Origin of the sequence: Vreelandella venusta (genome assembly GCF_015689495.1) — a bacterium.
GTDB lineage: Bacteria > Pseudomonadota > Gammaproteobacteria > Pseudomonadales > Halomonadaceae > Vreelandella > Vreelandella venusta.
This window is the reverse complement of record NZ_CP065135.1, coordinates 2,901,689-2,918,413: the sequence shown is the minus strand read 5'-3', so window position 1 is coordinate 2,918,413 and position 16,725 is coordinate 2,901,689. Positions and strand designations below refer to the sequence as shown.

11 protein-coding genes are annotated in these 16,725 nt (G+C 53.5%); 10 read left to right on the top strand and 1 reads right to left on the bottom strand.

Features of this window, described 5'->3' with window-relative positions:
* Nucleotides 1-75 precede the first annotated feature (75 nt).
* The 4 genes from lon (at nucleotide 76) to IR195_RS13830 (ending at nucleotide 8,096) form a co-directional block, all read left to right on the top strand.
* Nucleotides 76-2,535 (top strand): endopeptidase La, encoded by a 2,460-nt coding sequence (lon, locus tag IR195_RS13845; RefSeq protein WP_125749964.1) that lies wholly within the window; start codon nucleotides 76-78, stop codon nucleotides 2,533-2,535.
* A gap of 150 nt (nucleotides 2,536-2,685) precedes the next feature.
* On the top strand, nucleotides 2,686-4,851 hold the full coding sequence (locus IR195_RS13840; RefSeq protein WP_206047854.1) for a methyl-accepting chemotaxis protein: 2,166 nt from the start codon (nucleotides 2,686-2,688) through the stop codon (nucleotides 4,849-4,851).
* A 167-nt stretch (nucleotides 4,852-5,018) separates the two neighbouring features.
* Nucleotides 5,019-6,863, top strand: coding sequence for a dihydroxy-acid dehydratase (gene ilvD, locus IR195_RS13835; RefSeq protein ID WP_125749958.1), 1,845 nt, complete (start codon nucleotides 5,019-5,021; stop codon nucleotides 6,861-6,863).
* 180 nt (nucleotides 6,864-7,043) lie between these two features.
* The gene (locus IR195_RS13830; protein WP_206047853.1) at nucleotides 7,044-8,096 is read left to right on the top strand and encodes an oxidoreductase; all 1,053 of its coding nucleotides are present in this window, start codon (nucleotides 7,044-7,046) and stop codon (nucleotides 8,094-8,096) included.
* 179 nt (nucleotides 8,097-8,275) lie between these two features.
* Here the strand turns inward: IR195_RS13830 and nudE are convergent, their stop codons facing one another.
* Nucleotides 8,276-8,890 (bottom strand): ADP compounds hydrolase NudE, encoded by a 615-nt coding sequence (gene nudE, locus IR195_RS13825; RefSeq protein WP_206047852.1) that lies wholly within the window; start codon nucleotides 8,888-8,890, stop codon nucleotides 8,276-8,278.
* 70 nt (nucleotides 8,891-8,960) lie between these two features.
* On the opposite strand from nudE, the gene yrfG reads away from it, so the two are divergent.
* From yrfG to IR195_RS13795, 6 genes are all read left to right on the top strand, one after another.
* Nucleotides 8,961-9,638: a GMP/IMP nucleotidase gene (gene yrfG, locus IR195_RS13820; RefSeq protein ID WP_125749948.1), complete on the top strand. Its 678-nt coding sequence runs from the start codon at nucleotides 8,961-8,963 to the stop codon at nucleotides 9,636-9,638.
* Nucleotides 9,638-10,027, top strand: a complete 390-nt coding sequence (hslR, locus tag IR195_RS13815; RefSeq protein WP_125749945.1) for a ribosome-associated heat shock protein Hsp15 — start codon at nucleotides 9,638-9,640, stop codon at nucleotides 10,025-10,027. The genes yrfG and hslR overlap by 1 nt, the downstream gene beginning before the upstream one ends.
* Before the next feature lie 58 nt (nucleotides 10,028-10,085).
* Nucleotides 10,086-10,961, top strand: a complete 876-nt coding sequence (gene hslO, locus IR195_RS13810) for an Hsp33 family molecular chaperone HslO (protein ID WP_125749942.1) — start codon at nucleotides 10,086-10,088, stop codon at nucleotides 10,959-10,961.
* A 311-nt stretch (nucleotides 10,962-11,272) separates the two neighbouring features.
* Nucleotides 11,273-12,829, top strand: a complete 1,557-nt coding sequence (locus IR195_RS13805) for a phosphoenolpyruvate carboxykinase (protein ID WP_125749939.1) — start codon at nucleotides 11,273-11,275, stop codon at nucleotides 12,827-12,829.
* Nucleotides 12,830-12,972: 143 nt separating this feature from the next.
* Nucleotides 12,973-13,470: a peptide-methionine (R)-S-oxide reductase MsrB gene (gene msrB / locus IR195_RS13800; protein WP_206047851.1), complete on the top strand. Its 498-nt coding sequence runs from the start codon at nucleotides 12,973-12,975 to the stop codon at nucleotides 13,468-13,470.
* Between the two features lie 856 nt (nucleotides 13,471-14,326).
* Nucleotides 14,327-16,702, top strand: a complete 2,376-nt coding sequence (locus tag IR195_RS13795) for a Tex family protein (protein ID WP_206047850.1) — start codon at nucleotides 14,327-14,329, stop codon at nucleotides 16,700-16,702.
* Nucleotides 16,703-16,725: the final 23 nt, after the last annotated feature.

Sequence of the window (16,725 nt, the reverse complement as noted above, 5' to 3'; positions counted from 1 at the left end):
GTTCCCCCACTGTGCCCACATTCCATAGGCATTGCTAAGCGGATCAAGCCGCTAGTCACTGTTATGGGAGGGCGCATGAGCGACCAAGATTACGACCGCGATCACGAACACCTCGATTGGCTGACGGATGATGAATCCGACGCACAGCAAGACGATACCGTGAACAGTGAAGAGTACCGCTCGGACGGTGAGAAAGTTAGCTCGTTAGTGCCCGCCAGCGATATGCTCCCAGAGCGCATCTACCTTTTACCGATTCATAATCGACCTTTTTTCCCCGCTCAGGTACAGCCATTAGTCATCAACCGTGAGCGTTGGCAAGAAACCATACGTCGGGTAGGCAATACACCTCACCACACCATGGGTGTCGCCTTTGTAGGTGAGCAGGGTATTGAGTCGTTGGATCACAACGACTTTCCTGAGATTGGCACGGCGGTCAAAGTACATAAACTCCAGAGCGAAGATCAACAGATCCAGTTTATCGCTCAGGGGGTTCGGCGTTTTAAAATTCAGCGCTGGCTGTCTAAAGAGCCGCCTTACCTAGTGGAAGTCAGCTATCCCAAAGAACCCGTCGACGCTGAGAACGAAGAAACCCGCGCTTATGCAATGGCGATTATTAACGGCATCAAAGAGTTGCTGCCGATTAACCCGCTGTATGGTGAAGAGCTAAAACATTACCTCAATCGCTTTAGTCCTCATGAACCCGGTCCGCTGACTGACTTTGCAGCCGCAATCACGTCTGCCAAGGGCCCTGAGCTGCAGGATGTGCTCGCCACACTGTCGGTGGCTGAGCGTATGCATAAAGTTCTCCCGCTGTTACGCAAAGAAATCGATGTTGCTCAGTTGCAAAGCGAGATCAGTGAGCAGGTTAACGCTCAGATGCAGGAGCGGCAGCGCGAGTTTTTCTTGCGTGAGCAGCTTAAAGTCATTCAGCGTGAATTGGGTATTTCCAAAGATGACCGTGAAAACGATGTTGACACGTTTAGGAACCGTCTAGAGTCGTTGGTGGTGCCAGAGCGCGTCCAAGCACGTATTGATGATGAGCTTAATAAGCTCAGCGTGCTAGAAACCGGCTCGCCAGAGTATGGCACTACCCGTAATTACCTTGATTGGCTCACCTCGTTGCCTTGGGGCGTTACTAGCCAGGACAAGCTCGACTTGGCCCATGCCAGGGAGGTACTTAACCGCGATCACGACGGCTTACACGATGTAAAAGAGCGGATTATTGAGTTTCTTGCCGAAGGTACCTTCAAAGGTGATGTAGGAGGCTCGATTGTGCTGCTGGTCGGCCCTCCCGGAGTTGGTAAAACCTCGATTGGACGCTCTATTGCTGAAGCCTTGGGCCGTGAGTTCTATCGCTTCTCCGTAGGCGGTATGCGTGACGAGGCTGAAATTAAAGGCCATCGCCGTACTTATGTGGGCGCAATGCCCGGCAAACTGGTGCAGGCCTTTAAAGAAGTCGAGGTCGAGAACCCTGTGATTATGCTCGATGAGATTGATAAGCTGGGCCAATCATTCCAGGGCGATCCCGCATCAGCGCTGCTTGAAGTGTTAGACCCAGAGCAGAACGTCGATTTCCTGGATCACTATCTTGATGTGCGCATGGATCTATCCAAAGTGCTGTTCTTGTGCACCGCGAATACCCTGGATTCTATTCCAGGTCCGTTGCTTGATCGTATGGAGCAGATTCGCCTGTCGGGTTACATCGCCGAAGAAAAGCTGCAGATCGCTAAGCACCACCTATGGCCGAAATTGTTGAAACGCGACAATCTGGCTAAGAAACGCATCAATTTGACCGATGCCGCGCTCAAGCAAGTTATTGATGGCTATGCCCGTGAGGCGGGCGTTCGCCAGCTTGAGAAACAGTTGCATCGAATTGTTCGCAAGGCAGCAGTGAAGCTGCTAGAAGAGCAGCTGGAAACGGTAAAAATATCGGTTAAAAACCTGGAAGAGTTCCTGGGGGCGCCGCTATTCCGCAAAGAGAAAGTGCTAAAAGGCGAAGGCGTGGTTACCGGGCTTGCCTGGACCTCTATGGGTGGCGCAACACTGCCTATCGAAGCGGGCAAAGTCCATGCGCTGGATCGTGGCTTTAAACTCACAGGCAAGCTTGGCGATGTGATGAAAGAGTCCGCCAACATCGCATACAGCTACACGCTGGGTCACTTGCAAGAGTATGGTGCCGATGCCGACTTCTTCGACTCGGCGTTTGTGCACCTGCACGTGCCCGAAGGGGCGACACCCAAAGACGGCCCGTCGGCAGGGGTCACAATGACCACGGCGTTGCTTTCATTGGCTAAGCATCAGGCAATTAACCGCCCCTTGGCCATGACCGGTGAATTGACCTTAACTGGGCAAGTGTTACCGGTGGGGGGAATCCGAGAAAAGATTATTGCCGCTCGCCGCAGCGATATTTTTGAGGTGATACTACCCGAAGCCAATAAGCGCGATTACGAAGAGCTTCCCGACTACTTGAAAGAGGGAATGACAGTACATTTTGCAAACCGCTATCGTGATGTGGCCAATGTAGTCTTCACATAAGCGCTTCAATCAATCGTTAAACAACCGTTTAGTTAAGCCGCCGCACCGAAGAGTGCGGCGCTTTTGTATGGTTATTCAGGGATTAAATTGCCTTGCGGCGAGTGATAATAGAGGTAAATCAAAATTAAAAAGTCCCTGGGGAGCCTGTATATGCGCAATAACCAACCCGTCACTCAGCGTGAGTACACGCTTGACGATGAGACTGTGCTGATTTCACGTTCCGATTTGAAGGGCAATGTAACCTACGCCAACGCCGCGTTTGTCGAGGTCAGTGGCTACACCCGCGATGAATTGATGGGAAGCCCTCATAACCTAATTCGCCACCCGGATATGCCGGAAGCTGCCTATGCAGATTTCTGGAAAACGATTCAGTCAGGTGCGAGCTGGCAGGGGACGGTCAAAAATCGTCGCAAAAACGGCGATCATTATTGGGTCACTGCTAGCGTGGCACCGCTCAGAGATGGCGACCGTATCGTAGGGTATACCTCGTTGCGGCGCAAAGCTCCTGCTCAAAGTATTGCGTTGGCAGAAACCGTCTATAAAGAAATACGCGAAAAAGGCAAATCTCGTCGCTACACGTTGGCGCAAGGCGCGCTAAGGCGCCGTGGTGTGGGAGGCTTTTTAGCTCGCTTTCAGTTTAATAGCCTAAAAGCTAAATTAACCGGCATGGTGATAGCGTCCATTGTTCTCATGGGATTGGCAGGTGGCCTAGGGATGTACGGCTTAATGGTTTCTGGCGAGCGTCTCGACACGTTAAATCGCTCAGGGCTAGAAGCAGTCGCCAACCTTCAGCGAGTAGAGCGCCAAATCGGCCAAGTGGTGGCTCAGTTGGAACCTGCTGTGCGCAACCCTCGCCGGGTTGATGTTGCTGCAGTTGCCGCGTCAGTTAGCGAATATTCTCAGTCAATACAAACGCTTTGGAACGAGTATCTTACCGACAGTAATGCCAGTGCTGAGCGTCTACAAGCGTTTAGTACAGGATTAGCAACTTGGATCAGCAGTGTCGATACCACGGTGACTGCGGTTAGTGACGCAAACGGTTTTGCCGCTTTCGAAGCCTTTAACGACGGCGTACAACCGACCACCGAGCAGCTAAGAGAGAGCAGTAGCCAGTTAGTCAGCGATGAGCGAGCAAATGCTGAGGCGTTGGTTCATCAGGCACAGCAGGGGCGTCAGCAGATGCTGATTGCTCAAATGGTGTTGATGGTGATTGGTTTGCTGCTGATGGTAGGCCTCAGTGTGGTGATTTTAAGATCCGTACTGCGTAGCGTCGAAGGCGCGCGGCATATTACTTTTCAAATTGCAGCAGGCAACTTGGCTGCTCGCGAACGCCGAGAAACCAAAGATGAGTTGGGTGAGTTGCTTTACTCATTGGATACCATGCGCTTTAGCTTGGCGAGTATTGTTGGTGACGTAGAGCATCGGGTGTCGGTTGTCACGCCTGCTGTTCAGCAAATTGCCGCCGAAAATGAAGAGCTTGCTTCCCGCACCGAGCAGCAAGCGTCATCACTCCAGCAAACGGCCTCTAGCATGGAAGAAATGACGTCCACGGTGCAGCAAAATACTGAGCATGCGCGCCAAGCGACGGAGCTAGCGATACAGAATGCCTCAAGTACCCGCGATACCCGAGAGCAGATGCAGCAGTTGGTCGCAAGAATGCAGCGTATTGCCCAAAGTGCTGAAAAAATGGCGGAGATGATTAGCGTCATTGACGGAATCGCTTTCCAAACGAATATTCTGGCACTCAATGCATCGGTCGAAGCTGCGCGTGCCGGAGAGCATGGCCGAGGCTTTGCGGTGGTGGCTAGCGAAGTACGTAACTTGGCGAGCCGTAGTGCCGATGCCGCTCAAGAAATTCGCAAGATGATTGAGAGTACGACGCAGGAGGTCAGTGGCGGGCGTGGCGCGGTTGAGCAAGCTGAGCGAGCCATTGACAATGTAATGCAGCAAGTCAGCCGTGTTAGTGAGCTGATGGAGTCGATCAGCACTGCCTCAAGCGAGCAAAGCAGCGGTATTGGCCAGATTAATTCTGCGATTGCTGAGATGGATAATGTGACTCAGCAAAATGCCACCAAGGTACAAACCATCGCAGCTTCTGCGGATAATTTAGCGCTAGAGACGTTTGAGCTAGCGAATGTAGTGGATGCCTTCCGTCTGGAAGGTGCCCAGGAAGAAAATGTTCGTTCTGCCCGAGAAAAGCTACAGCAGGTTAATCAAGCGCAGCATAAAGCATCATTGACGTTGCCTGCTGGAAAAGCCGCTGGGGCAAAAGGACTGGCTAGCCAAGAGTCCTCTGCACAGTGGGAGACGTTTTAACGCTGTCCGCTAGGCTCTCTTAAACGATCGCTAACGGCGAATAGGGAGCGGTGGTCAGTCTCAGCATCTAGTCTCCACGGCGCGCTCATGCCACAATCTAAGGCCGCTGGATTCATTCGCCTGCCGCCAAGAATGTGGCAGGCCACGATAAAGATGTAGAGGACACCATGCCCGAGTATCGCTCCCGTACGACCACCGCTGGCCGTAATATGGCCGGTGCCCGTGCCCTTTGGCGCGCCACTGGTATGAAAGACGACGATTTCCATAAGCCCATTATTGCGGTTGCGAACTCGTTTACCCAGTTTGTGCCGGGCCATGTTCACTTAAAAGACATGGGCCAATTGGTCGCACGTGAAATTGAAAAAGCTGGCGGTGTGGCTAAAGAGTTCAACACCATCGCGGTAGATGACGGCATCGCCATGGGGCACGATGGCATGCTCTATTCGCTGCCTAGCCGCGATATTATCGCCGATAGCGTTGAGTACATGTGTAATGCCCACTGTGCCGACGCGCTAGTGTGTATTTCCAACTGTGACAAAATTACCCCTGGGATGCTGATGGCGGCTATGCGCCTCAATATTCCGGTCATTTTTGTCTCGGGTGGGCCCATGGAAGCGGGCAAAACCAAGCTGCTAAATCACGGCCTAGATCTGGTCGATGCGATGGTCATGGCGGCTGACGACAGCGTTGATGATGACACCCTGGCTGAAGTTGAGCGCAGTGCTTGCCCTACCTGCGGCAGTTGCTCGGGTATGTTTACCGCCAACTCTATGAACTGCCTGATGGAAGCATTGGGCTTGGCGCTGCCTGGTAACGGAACCGTACTGGCCACCCACTCAGACCGCCGGCGTCTGTTTGAAACTGCTGGCCATCGCATTGTAGAGCTGGCCAAGCGCTACTATGAAGGTGAAGAAGCTCACCTGCTGCCCCGTGCGATTGGTAACAAAGCAGCGTTCAAAAATGCCATGACGTTAGATATCGCCATGGGCGGCTCTACGAATACGATTTTGCACTTGCTGGCGGCGGCTCAAGAAGCGGAAATTGACTTCTCCATGGCGGATATTGACCGGCTTTCCCGTGAGGTGCCACAGCTATGTAAAGTGGCACCCAATACCCAGAAATACCATATCGAAGATGTTCACCGTGCGGGTGGCATTATGGCTATTCTGGGCGAGTTGGATCGCGCGGGAGTGCTGGACACGTCAGTGCCAACGGTTTATGGCGATAGCCTAAAAGCGGCGCTAGAAGAGTGGGATATTATGCGCTCGCCAAGCGCTGAGGTGGTCGAGTTCTTTAAAGCTGGCCCTGGCGGTATTCCTACCCAAACCGCTTTCTCGCAAAGCGCCCGCTGGCCAAGCCTAGATGGCGATCGTGCGACCGGTTGTATTCGTGACCTAGCGCATGCGTTCTCAACAGAAGGCGGTTTGGCTGTGCTTTATGGCAACATTGCCCTTGATGGTTGTGTGGTTAAAACGGCAGGCGTTGACGACTCGATTCTCGTGTTTGAAGGCAAAGCCCACGTCGTTGAGTCTCAAGATCAGGCAGTGGCCAATGTATTGGATGGTAAAGTCAAAGAGGGCGATGTGGTGGTTATTCGCTACGAAGGCCCCAAAGGCGGCCCTGGCATGCAGGAAATGCTCTATCCGACCTCGTACTTAAAATCCAAAGGGTTAGGTAAGGCTTGTGCATTGTTGACGGACGGCCGCTTCTCTGGCGGAACGTCTGGGCTTTCCATAGGCCATGTTTCCCCCGAAGCGGCGGCAGGTGGCGCGATTGGTTTGGTTGAGCAGGGCGATACCATTCTGATTGATATTCCTAACCGTACGATCAATGTACAGCTACCTGACTCAGTATTAGCGCAGCGCCGCGAGGCGATGGAAGCTAAAGGCAAAGACGCCTGGAAGCCCGTCGAGCAGCGTCCTCGTAAGGTAACGCCCGCACTGAAAGCCTACGCATTGCTAGCCACGTCAGCAGACAAAGGGGCGGTTCGCGACCTTTCCAAGCTCGACTAGGTGTAGGTACTATGTAAAGCAGCCCGTGCAAAGCGGGCTGTTTTATGTGGACTGTTTTATGTGGACTGTTTTATGTGGACTGTTTTATGTGGATTGCTTTATGTGAACCGTTTTATGTGAACCGTTTTATGTGAACCGCTTAATGCCCAATGCAAACCGTCAAAACGACTAAGGAATGTAATGAAGGCGATTATCAACGTTGGCCTCGTTGGCTATGGATTTGCGAGTAAAACGTTTCATGCGCCACTCATTCAGGCAACGGAAGGCCTGGATTTAGTCGCAGTATCCTCCAGTGATGCCGCCAAAGTGCATGCTGACTTAGATGTTGAGGTTGAACGCCAAGCACTAACGTTATGTCAGCGCAGCGATATTGATCTCATTGTTATCCCAACGCCTAATGACACGCATTTTCCACTCGCCAAAGCGGCGTTGATGGCGGGTAAACACGTAGTCGTCGATAAGCCGTTTACCGTCACACTTTCGGAAGCCAAGCAGCTCAAAGCGCTGGCGATTGATAAAGAGCGTTTGGTATCGGTATTTCATAACCGTCGTTGGGATAGTGACTTCCTTACTGTTAAAGCGCTGCTGGAAGCCGGTACGTTAGGCCGTGTCACTGGGTTTGAGTCGCGTTTTGATCGTTTTCGGCCTGAGGTTCGTGACCGCTGGCGCGAAAAAGCCACGCCGGGAGGTGGGATTTGGTATGACCTAGGCCCTCACTTGCTTGACCAAGCCTGTGAGCTGTTCGGGATGCCCAATGCCATCATGCTGGATTTGGGCGTGCGCAGAGACGACGCTAAAGCGGATGATGATTTTTTAGCGCTGTTGGAGTACGACGGCTGTCGCGTTAGCCTCAGCGCTGGCACGCTGGTTGCTGAATCAACACCGCGCTTCCGTATCAATGGTACGCAAGGCAGCTACCTTAAATACGGCCTAGATCCTCAAGAGGATCGCTTAAAAGCGGGTGAGGTGCCAACATCTGCGTGGGGTGCCGATTCACCAGGTACGTTAATCCTTCGCGAAGGTGACGGTAAAGACGCACCGCTAGTGCGTCACGAGCATGCTACCCAGGCGGGTGATTATCTGACTTATTATCAAGGCGTGGCCGTCGCAATCCGCGATAAAACACCGCTGCCTGTTGATATCGAAGATGCGCTACGCAACATGACGCTCTTGGAAGCTGGCCTAGACAGCCACCGCCAACGCCGTTGGATACCATTGAAGCATCACTTGTAAGCAGTTGGGGCGGCAGGCGCTGGGCGTCGTTCCGCCACCTTCCGCGGGTGCCTCATTCGCTCGTTCTTCGCGAAATTCGTTACCACGCGCTACATAACTTATTGAGTTGACGAGTTTTGTAGCGCGGCGTAAGCGTCAGCGCACCCGCGACCACGCCAGCGGCGTTGAACGTTAACGCTTTACAACAAATCCATTGCGCTATTACGTTTCTCTTCGCGTAGCTTATCCCTTGCGATATAGAGCGCGGCGATGGCGCGGGCTTCGTGGAAATCGTCACGTAAGAGCAGTGCCGGCAGTTCCTCAATGGCATGGGTTTCGACAATCAACGGCTCTGGCTCGTCGCCTGGTAGGCGCTTGGGATAAAGGTCGGTGGCCATTAGTACCTGCATACGGTGGCGCATATAGTTAGGCGCAAGCGATAACTCCACCAGCGGCTCAATGCGATGCGCGCCAAAGCCGCACTCTTCCATTAGTTCGCGATTAGCAGCAGTGACAATATCTTCGCCAGGGTCAACTAGCCCCTTTGGCAGGGTCAGCACATAATCTTCAAAGCCAGCCGCATATTCACGAATAAGCAGTACGTGCTCTGGGTCGGGCATGGCAATAATCATTACCGCGCCTCGGTCTGCGCCGGTTAAACGTTCAAACTGGCGCTCTTCACCATTTGAGAAGCGCAAGTCAAGTGACTCAATCTGGAATAAGCGGCTTTTGGCGACGTTGGTACGCGTCAAAATTTGCGGCTTTTTCGGGTAGTCATGGGGGGTGTTGCCTGTTGAAGCGTCGTGGAGTGACATCATGCCTCCGTGGCTGCAAAAAACGGGTTACGCTACAATAGCATGCTTACTCTTTCATACTGGAGCGGCAATGATTGATTGGCGCGAGATTGATACTGTCCTACTCGATATGGATGGCACGCTGCTGGATTTGCACTTCGATAGTCATTTCTGGCTAGAGCACCTGCCGAAACGCTATGTTGAGCTTCATCAGCTAGACGCAGCGAGCCAGGAAGCGCTGCGTGCGCGCATTATCGGCGAGCAGGGCACGCTAAACTGGTACAGCCTTGCTTACTGGAGCCGCGAACTTGGGGTGGATATCGTGGCGCTGAAACGTGAAGTGCAGCACTTGATAGGCCTGCGTAGCGATGCACTAGACTTTTTAACCTGGCTGAAGCAAGCCCATCCCCGTGTCATTCTAGCGACCAATGCAGACCGAGCCAGCCTCGCGCTAAAATTGCCGCTGACAGGGTTGGAAAACTACCTCGATGCCATCATCTCATCAGAAGATGTGGGGGCAGCCAAAGAGGAGCAGGCTTTCTGGTTTGCGCTCCAAGAGAGAGAGCCGTTCGATTCGCAGCGCACGCTGTTTATCGATGATAACGCGCGTGTACTCGAAAGTGCCCGTGAGTTTGGTATCAAACACTTACTCGGTATTAAGCAGCCAGATAGCCAGCGGCCTGAAAAAGAACTGCAAGAGTTTATTGCCCTAGACCGGTTTGCCCAACTGCTGCCAGATAACCTGCCAGGGCAGCGAGGAGAGCGTTAATGAGCGACAGCGTTCGCTTGGATAAGTGGCTATGGGCTGCGCGGTTTTTCAAAACCCGTGCCCTAGCTAAAAAAGCGATAGAAGGCGGTAAAGTCCACTATGACGGTGGCCGCGTAAAAACCAGCAAAAATGTCGAGTTGGGGGCGCTGATTCGTGTTCCCCAGGGGTGGGATATTTTTGAGGTGGAAGTGGTTGCGCTTTCCGATCAGCGGCGCGGCGCGCCAGAAGCGCGTAAGCTCTACGCTGAAACGGAAGACAGCGTGCAACGCCGAGCCAAAGAAGCAGAAGCTCGTCGTCTCACCAACGAAGCCATGCAACACCCACTCAAACGCCCTGATAAAAAACAGCGGCGTGACATTCAGCGTTTCCAGCGCCAACAGGGCGATTAAGCACACGCTTACTCGTCATGGCGGTAAGCCTTCTCTCTATTTCTCCGACGGTTTCCTTATGTCTGATCAAATCCAGCGTTTTATGTTTGACCAAACCAACGTGCGTGGTGAAATCGTCACGCTCAGTACTGCCTATCACGAGGTGCTAGACCGCCACGCCTACCCACCAGCGGTTAATGAATTGCTGGGTGAGCTGTTGGCGGCGGTCGCTTTGCTAACCGACACGGTAAAACTAGATGGCACCTTAAGCATTGAAGTGCGTGGACGAGGCTCGCTGGCACTCTTAATGGCAGAGTCCAACCCCGGTGGTGAGCTACGTGCAATTGCGCGAATTGCGGAAGACGCTGTGCTGCCCAGCGAACATGCCAGTTTCCGAGAGCTGGTGGGAGAAGGCCAAATTGTGATTACCCTCGATCCCAGGGAAGGGCATCGGTATCAAGGTATTGTTGCGCTTGATCACGCTACCTTGGGAGGCTGCCTGGAAGCCTATTTTGGCCAATCAGAACAGCTGCCAACTCGCCTTTGGCTCGCGGCTGACGGCGAGCGTGCCGGTGGTCTTCTACTGCAACGTCTGCCCGATGCCTCACAAAATCAAGATATTGATGCCTGGGAGCGTAGCGTTCATCTCGCTGACACCATTAAGACTGAAGAACTTCTAGGGTTAGAGCAGCGCGAAGTACTGTACCGGCTTTATCACGAAGAAACGGTTAGAGTTTTCGAGCCAAAAGCACTACGCTTTGGCTGCACCTGCTCGCGGGAGCGAATGAGCCATGCGTTATACACGCTTGGTGAACAGGAGCTGCGCGATATTTTGCGCGAAGAAGGCGCAATCGATACGCAATGCCACTTTTGCCATACGAAATATCACTACACAGCCGCAGAGATTGAAATTTTATTAGAAAATCCGGACGCGCCACCCCCAGTGATTCATTGATTGTGTAGTCGCAGATGATGGCATGGGTATTGAAGTCGTATGTCTACCGCACTAGTCATAGCATAGCCTATAGGATGCCTGTCGAACGATTGTTTGAAAAACTTGCTGCGATGCAACACAAAATGTAGTGTCATTGTAGTAGTTTAACTACAAGATATTTGATGAAAGCCCCCGTTTCCCGGGGGCTTTCTTTTTGCCATAATGCGCCGGACTTCAGCGCACTCAGCCCGTGGTATTGGAAACAATAAGCGGCTGAGGTGATTTCTCAAGGCGTCGTTGACGCCCGGTAAATTCGAGACCCAGGAATCGACATGACCACGACTCAAGCCGCTCCCCAAGCCCACGTTAATCTTAGCAGCGCCGAACTGATCGAGCGCGCCGTGGCCCGTGGTGAAGGCCGCCTGTCGGCTAACGGTGCGCTGGTGGTAAACACCGGTCTGCGCACAGGGCGTTCACCGAAAGATCGCTATATCGTCGACGAGCCCTCTACTCGCGATAGCATCGACTGGGGAAGCGTGAACCGCCCGTTTGATAGTGAGAAATTTTCAGCGCTGTGGGCACGTGTAGAAGACTATCTGGGTAGCGGTGAGCATTTCGTCGCTGAACTGCATGTCGGCAGTGATAACACGCACTACTTACCCGTTCGTGTTACCACAGAAACTGCCTGGCAAAACCTGTTTGGCCGCACTATGTTTGTGCGTCCGCAGGCATATAACGCAGCGGTTAAAGATGAGTGGACGATTCTGAACGCTGCGGGCTTTGAGTGCGACCCAAGCCGCGACGGCACCAACTCTGATGGCTGTGTCATTATTAACTTTGCCGAGCGCAAAGTATTGATTGCTGGTATGCGCTATGCCGGCGAAATGAAGAAAGCAATGTTCTCGGTGCAGAACTACTTGTTGCCAGAAGCTGATGTTCTGCCAATGCACTGCTCTGCGAACGTTGGCGAAGATGGCGAAACCTGTTTGTTCTTTGGCCTTTCAGGCACGGGTAAAACCACGCTTTCCGCAGACCAAGCGCGTTACCTGATTGGCGATGATGAGCACGCCTGGGGCGACGGTATCGTCTTCAACATGGAAGGTGGTTGCTACGCTAAGTGTATCGACCTGTCTGAGAAGAACGAGCCGGTTATCTGGAACGCGATTAAGTTTGGTACCGTGCTGGAGAACGTTGTTCTTGACGATCGTCGCGAGCCGGATTACGCCGACGACAGCCTGACTCAGAACTCTCGTGCCGCCTACCCGCTAGAGCACGTTGAAAAGCGTGTGCCGGAGAACCTGGCCGGTGAGCCTAATGCTATCGTCTTCCTGACCTGCGATATGTCTGGCGTGTTGCCGCCCGTATCGATTCTTTCTAAAGAAGCTGCCGCGTACCATTTCCTGTCAGGCTACACTGCGAAAGTGGGTTCTACTGAAATGGGCTCGTCCGAAGGTCTGGCTGCTACATTCTCTACCTGCTTCGGTGCGCCGTTCTTCCCGCGTCCTGCACGTGAATACGCCGACCTGCTGATCAAACGGGTAGACAAAAAAGACGCTCAGGTTTACCTCGTCAACACCGGTTGGACAGGGGGTGCCTACGGCGAAGGTGGCTCACGTTTCTCTATCCCGACCACTCGTGCCATCATCAGCGCTATTCAGGCTGGCGTGCTGCGTGATGTTGAAACCCAGCACATTGACGGCCTGAACCTTCAAGTGCCTGTAGCCGTGCCGGGTGTCGACTCTAGCCTGCTCAACCCTCGCGAAACGTGGGCTGACCAAGATGCCTACGACCGTCATCTGCAAGACCTTGCCACCAAGTTTGTAGATAACTTCAAGAAGTTTGAAGGCGTTAACGAGGCAATTGTCAAAGCAGGTCCGCAGTTAACCTGATAGGTGCGGTAGGATAAAGGTTGTCGAGCGTTTGGATAACGAATCGAACGCTTGGATAGACAAGTAGTCAAAACGGGACGGTGCTAAGGCGCCGTCCCGTTTTTGTGTCTATGTGCTTGACGTATCAAAGGGGGAGTGCGCAGATGAAACGTCGTCACTTTTTGGGTCTTGCAGGACTAACGGGGTTGGCAGGTGTTCTGCCTGGCGTCTCTTTTGGCTTTCCGCGATTAGACCTTGAAGCAGCCCCTGGCCTTGAAAAACTTGAGTTAAGCGAAGACGAATGGCGTGAGCGCTTAACTGATGAAGCATTTTACGTGCTCCGCGAAGAGGGAACCGAGCGCGCTTTTTCAAGCCCCCTGGATGAAGAAGATAGGGAGGGCGAATACCGCTGTGCTGGATGCGATCTTGTACTTTTCACCAGCGCAATGAAGTATGACTCTGGTACCGGTTGGCCCAGTTTTTACGAGCATGTTGAGGGCCACTTATTAAGCAAGCTAGATTTCAAACTGGTGTGGCCCCGCACAGAGTATCACTGCGCGCGCTGCGGCGGTCATCAAGGCCATGTCTTTGGTGATGGACCAGAGCCGACAGGCTTGCGCTGGTGCAACAACGGTTTAGCGTTGCGGTTTGTGCCTGCATAAAACACTATCCGCGGGTGCCTCGTTTGCTCGTCCCTCGCAAGGCTCGTTACGCCGCGCTACAGGGATGCAACCATTGAACTCAGTGGTGTTGTAGCGCGTGGTAAGCGAAGCGCACCCGCGAGGATAGTGCGAAGCGGTGCTGGAGTTGATCATGTGCCCATGGAGTGTCGCGGGCGCCTCGTTTGCTCGTCCCTCGCAAGACTCGTTACACCGCGCTACAGGGATGCAACCATTGAACTCAGTGGTGTTGTAGCGCGTGGTAAGCGAAGCGCACCCGCGAGGGTAGTGCGAAGCGGTGCTGAAGTTGATCATGTGCCCATGGAGTGCCGCGGGTGCCTCGTTTGCTCGTTCCTCGCAAGGCTCGTTACGCCGCGCTACAGGGATGCGACCATTGAACTCAGTGGTGTTGTAGCGCGTGGTAAGCGAAGCGCACCCGCGAGGGTAGTGCGAAGCGGTGCTGAGCTGGAGTTGATCATGTGCCCATGGAGTGCCGCGGGTGCCTCGTTTGCTCGTCCCTCGCAAGACTCGTTACACCGCGTTACAGGGATGCAACCATTGAACTCAGTGGGATTGAAGCGCGTGGTAAGCGAAGCGCACCCGCGAGGATAGTGCGAAGCGGTGCTGGAGTTGATCATGTGCCCATGGAGTGTCGCGGGTGCCTCGTTTGCTCGTTCCTCGCAAGACTCGTTACACCGCGCTACAGGGATGCAACCATTGAACTCAGTGGGATTGAAGCGCGTGGTAAGCGAAGCGCACCCGCGAGGGTAGCTTCTCCATCGTAGCCAATTCATGCCAGTATCGTGCGATTGTGGTACCTTGTCGGCACCTCGAATGCTGCATGAGTTAGTTGCACGTTATGGATGTCAAACAACGTATTATTTCACGCTTAGCCACTGAGCTAAACGTACGGCCTGAACAGGTCTCCGCAACGGTAGAGCTTCTGGATGGTGGCGCTACCGTGCCGTTTATTGCTCGTTATCGTAAAGAGGTAACGGGTGCCCTTGATGATATTCAGCTGCGCCAATTGGATGAGCGCCTGCGCTATTTGCGCGAGCTAGAAGAACGCCGTGAAGCCGTACTAGCGGCCATCGATGAGCAAGGCAAGCTGGATGCCACGCTAAAAGCAACGATTCAGGCAGCTGAGACGAAGCAACGCCTAGAAGACTTATACCTACCGTTTAAGAAAAAGCGCCGCACGAAAGCACAAATTGCCCGTGAAGCGGGCTTAGAGCCACTGGCGGATGCCCTATTGGCCAATCCGCAGCTTAATCCCGAAAGCGAAGCAGCACAGTACCTGCGCCCTGAAGAGGGCGATATTCCAGCCATTGAAGATGCCAAAGCCGCCCTTGATGGTGCTAAGCAAATTCTCATGGAGCGCTTCGCCGAAGACCCTGAGCTTATTGGCCTGTTGCGTGAACGGTTATGGCAAGAGGGCGAATTAAGTGCCCGCGTGCTAGACGGCAAACAGCAGGAGGGCGCGAAGTTCTCTGACTACTTCGAGCATGACGAGAAGCTGGCCAAGGTGCCATCTCACCGCGCGCTGGCTATGTTCCGTGGTCGCAACGAAGGTGTTTTAAGCCTGGCGATTCGCCTGCCGGGCGAAGAGGATGCGCCCATTCATCCGGCCCAGGTCGCCATTGCCAAACAAGTCGGCATTAGCGATGAAGGTCGCTCCGCCGACAAATGGTTGGGCGAAGTCGTGCGCTGGACGTGGCGTGTAAAACTCTATACCGCACTTGAAACCGAACTGTTGGGTCGTTTGCGCGAGCAGGCAGAGTTAACCGCTATCGAGGTGTTTGCCGCCAACCTGAAAGACCTTTTGCTGGCCGCACCTGCAGGGCAAAAAGTAACTCTCGCGATTGACCCGGGGCTACGAACCGGCTGCAAGGTTGCGGTGGTGGATGCAACCGGTCAATTTATCGACCAAGCGACGATTTACCCTCATGCGCCGCAGAATCGCTGGGATGAATCGCTCAATGTGCTCGCTAAGCTAGTGAAACAGCACGGCGTTCAACTCATTGCCGTTGGTAATGGCACCGCCAGTCGCGAAACCGACAAGCTGGCAGGTGATCTGCTGAAGGCGCTAGCACCTGAGCATCGTTTAAGCAAAGTTATGGTGTCTGAGGCGGGGGCGTCGGTTTACTCCGCGTCGGAATACGCTTCCCGTGAGCTGCCAGATCTGGATGTCACCGTGCGCGGCGCTGTCTCTATTGCCCGCCGCCTGCAAGACCCGCTTGCCGAGTTGGTGAAAATCGAGCCGAAATCTATTGGTGTTGGTCAGTATCAGCACGATGTTTCTCAGGTGCAGCTGTCACGCAGTTTAGAAGTCGTCATAGAGGACTGTGTTAACGCAGTCGGTGTGGATCTCAATACGGCATCTAGCGCCTTGCTTTCACGTGTTGCAGGGCTAAGTGCTGTCATTGCTGAAAATATTGTTGCCCAACGCAACGTTAAAGGTGCCTTCAAAAGCCGTAAAGAGTTGTTGGAAGTTAGCCGCCTTGGGCCAAAAACATTTGAGCAGTGTGCTGGTTTTTTACGCATTAGCAACGCCGAAAATCCGCTGGACGCCAGTGCTGTTCACCCAGAGGCTTATACGCTGGTAGAGCGTATTGCCAAGCAGAATAGCCGGGATATAAAAGGCCTGATTGGTGATAGTGCGACGCTAAAAGCACTGAAGCCCGCCGACTTCGCTGATGAGCGCTTCGGTGTTCCTACCGTCAGCGATATTCTCAAAGAGTTGGATAAGCCAGGACGCGATCCGCGCCCGGAGTTTAAGGCGGCTGAATTCCGTGAAGGCGTCGAAACACTCAAAGACCTGAAATTGGGCATGGTGCTGGAAGGCACGGTCACCAACGTGACCCACTTCGGCGCTTTTGTAGATATTGGGGTTCATCAAGATGGGCTCGTGCATATTTCAGCGCTCTCTGACCGTTTTATCGATGATCCCCGTAGCGTAGTCAAAGCTGGCGATATCGTTACCGTTAAGGTGATGAGCGTGGATATTCCCCGCAAGCGAGTAGGGCTTTCAATGCGTTTGGATGATGAGCCAGAACAGGCACAAGCGGCTTCAGACTCGACTAACGGCGAGCCTCGTAAGCCCGCACGTAGTCAACGGTCGGCGAGTTCTGGACAGAATGGTCGTGGTCAGCGCCAGAGCGGAAAGTCCAGCGAAGCAGCGGCACCAATGGGCGCGCTCGGCGCAGCACTGCTTAAAGCAAAGCAGGGCAAATAGTCGCGCGCCTTGAATATTTAATG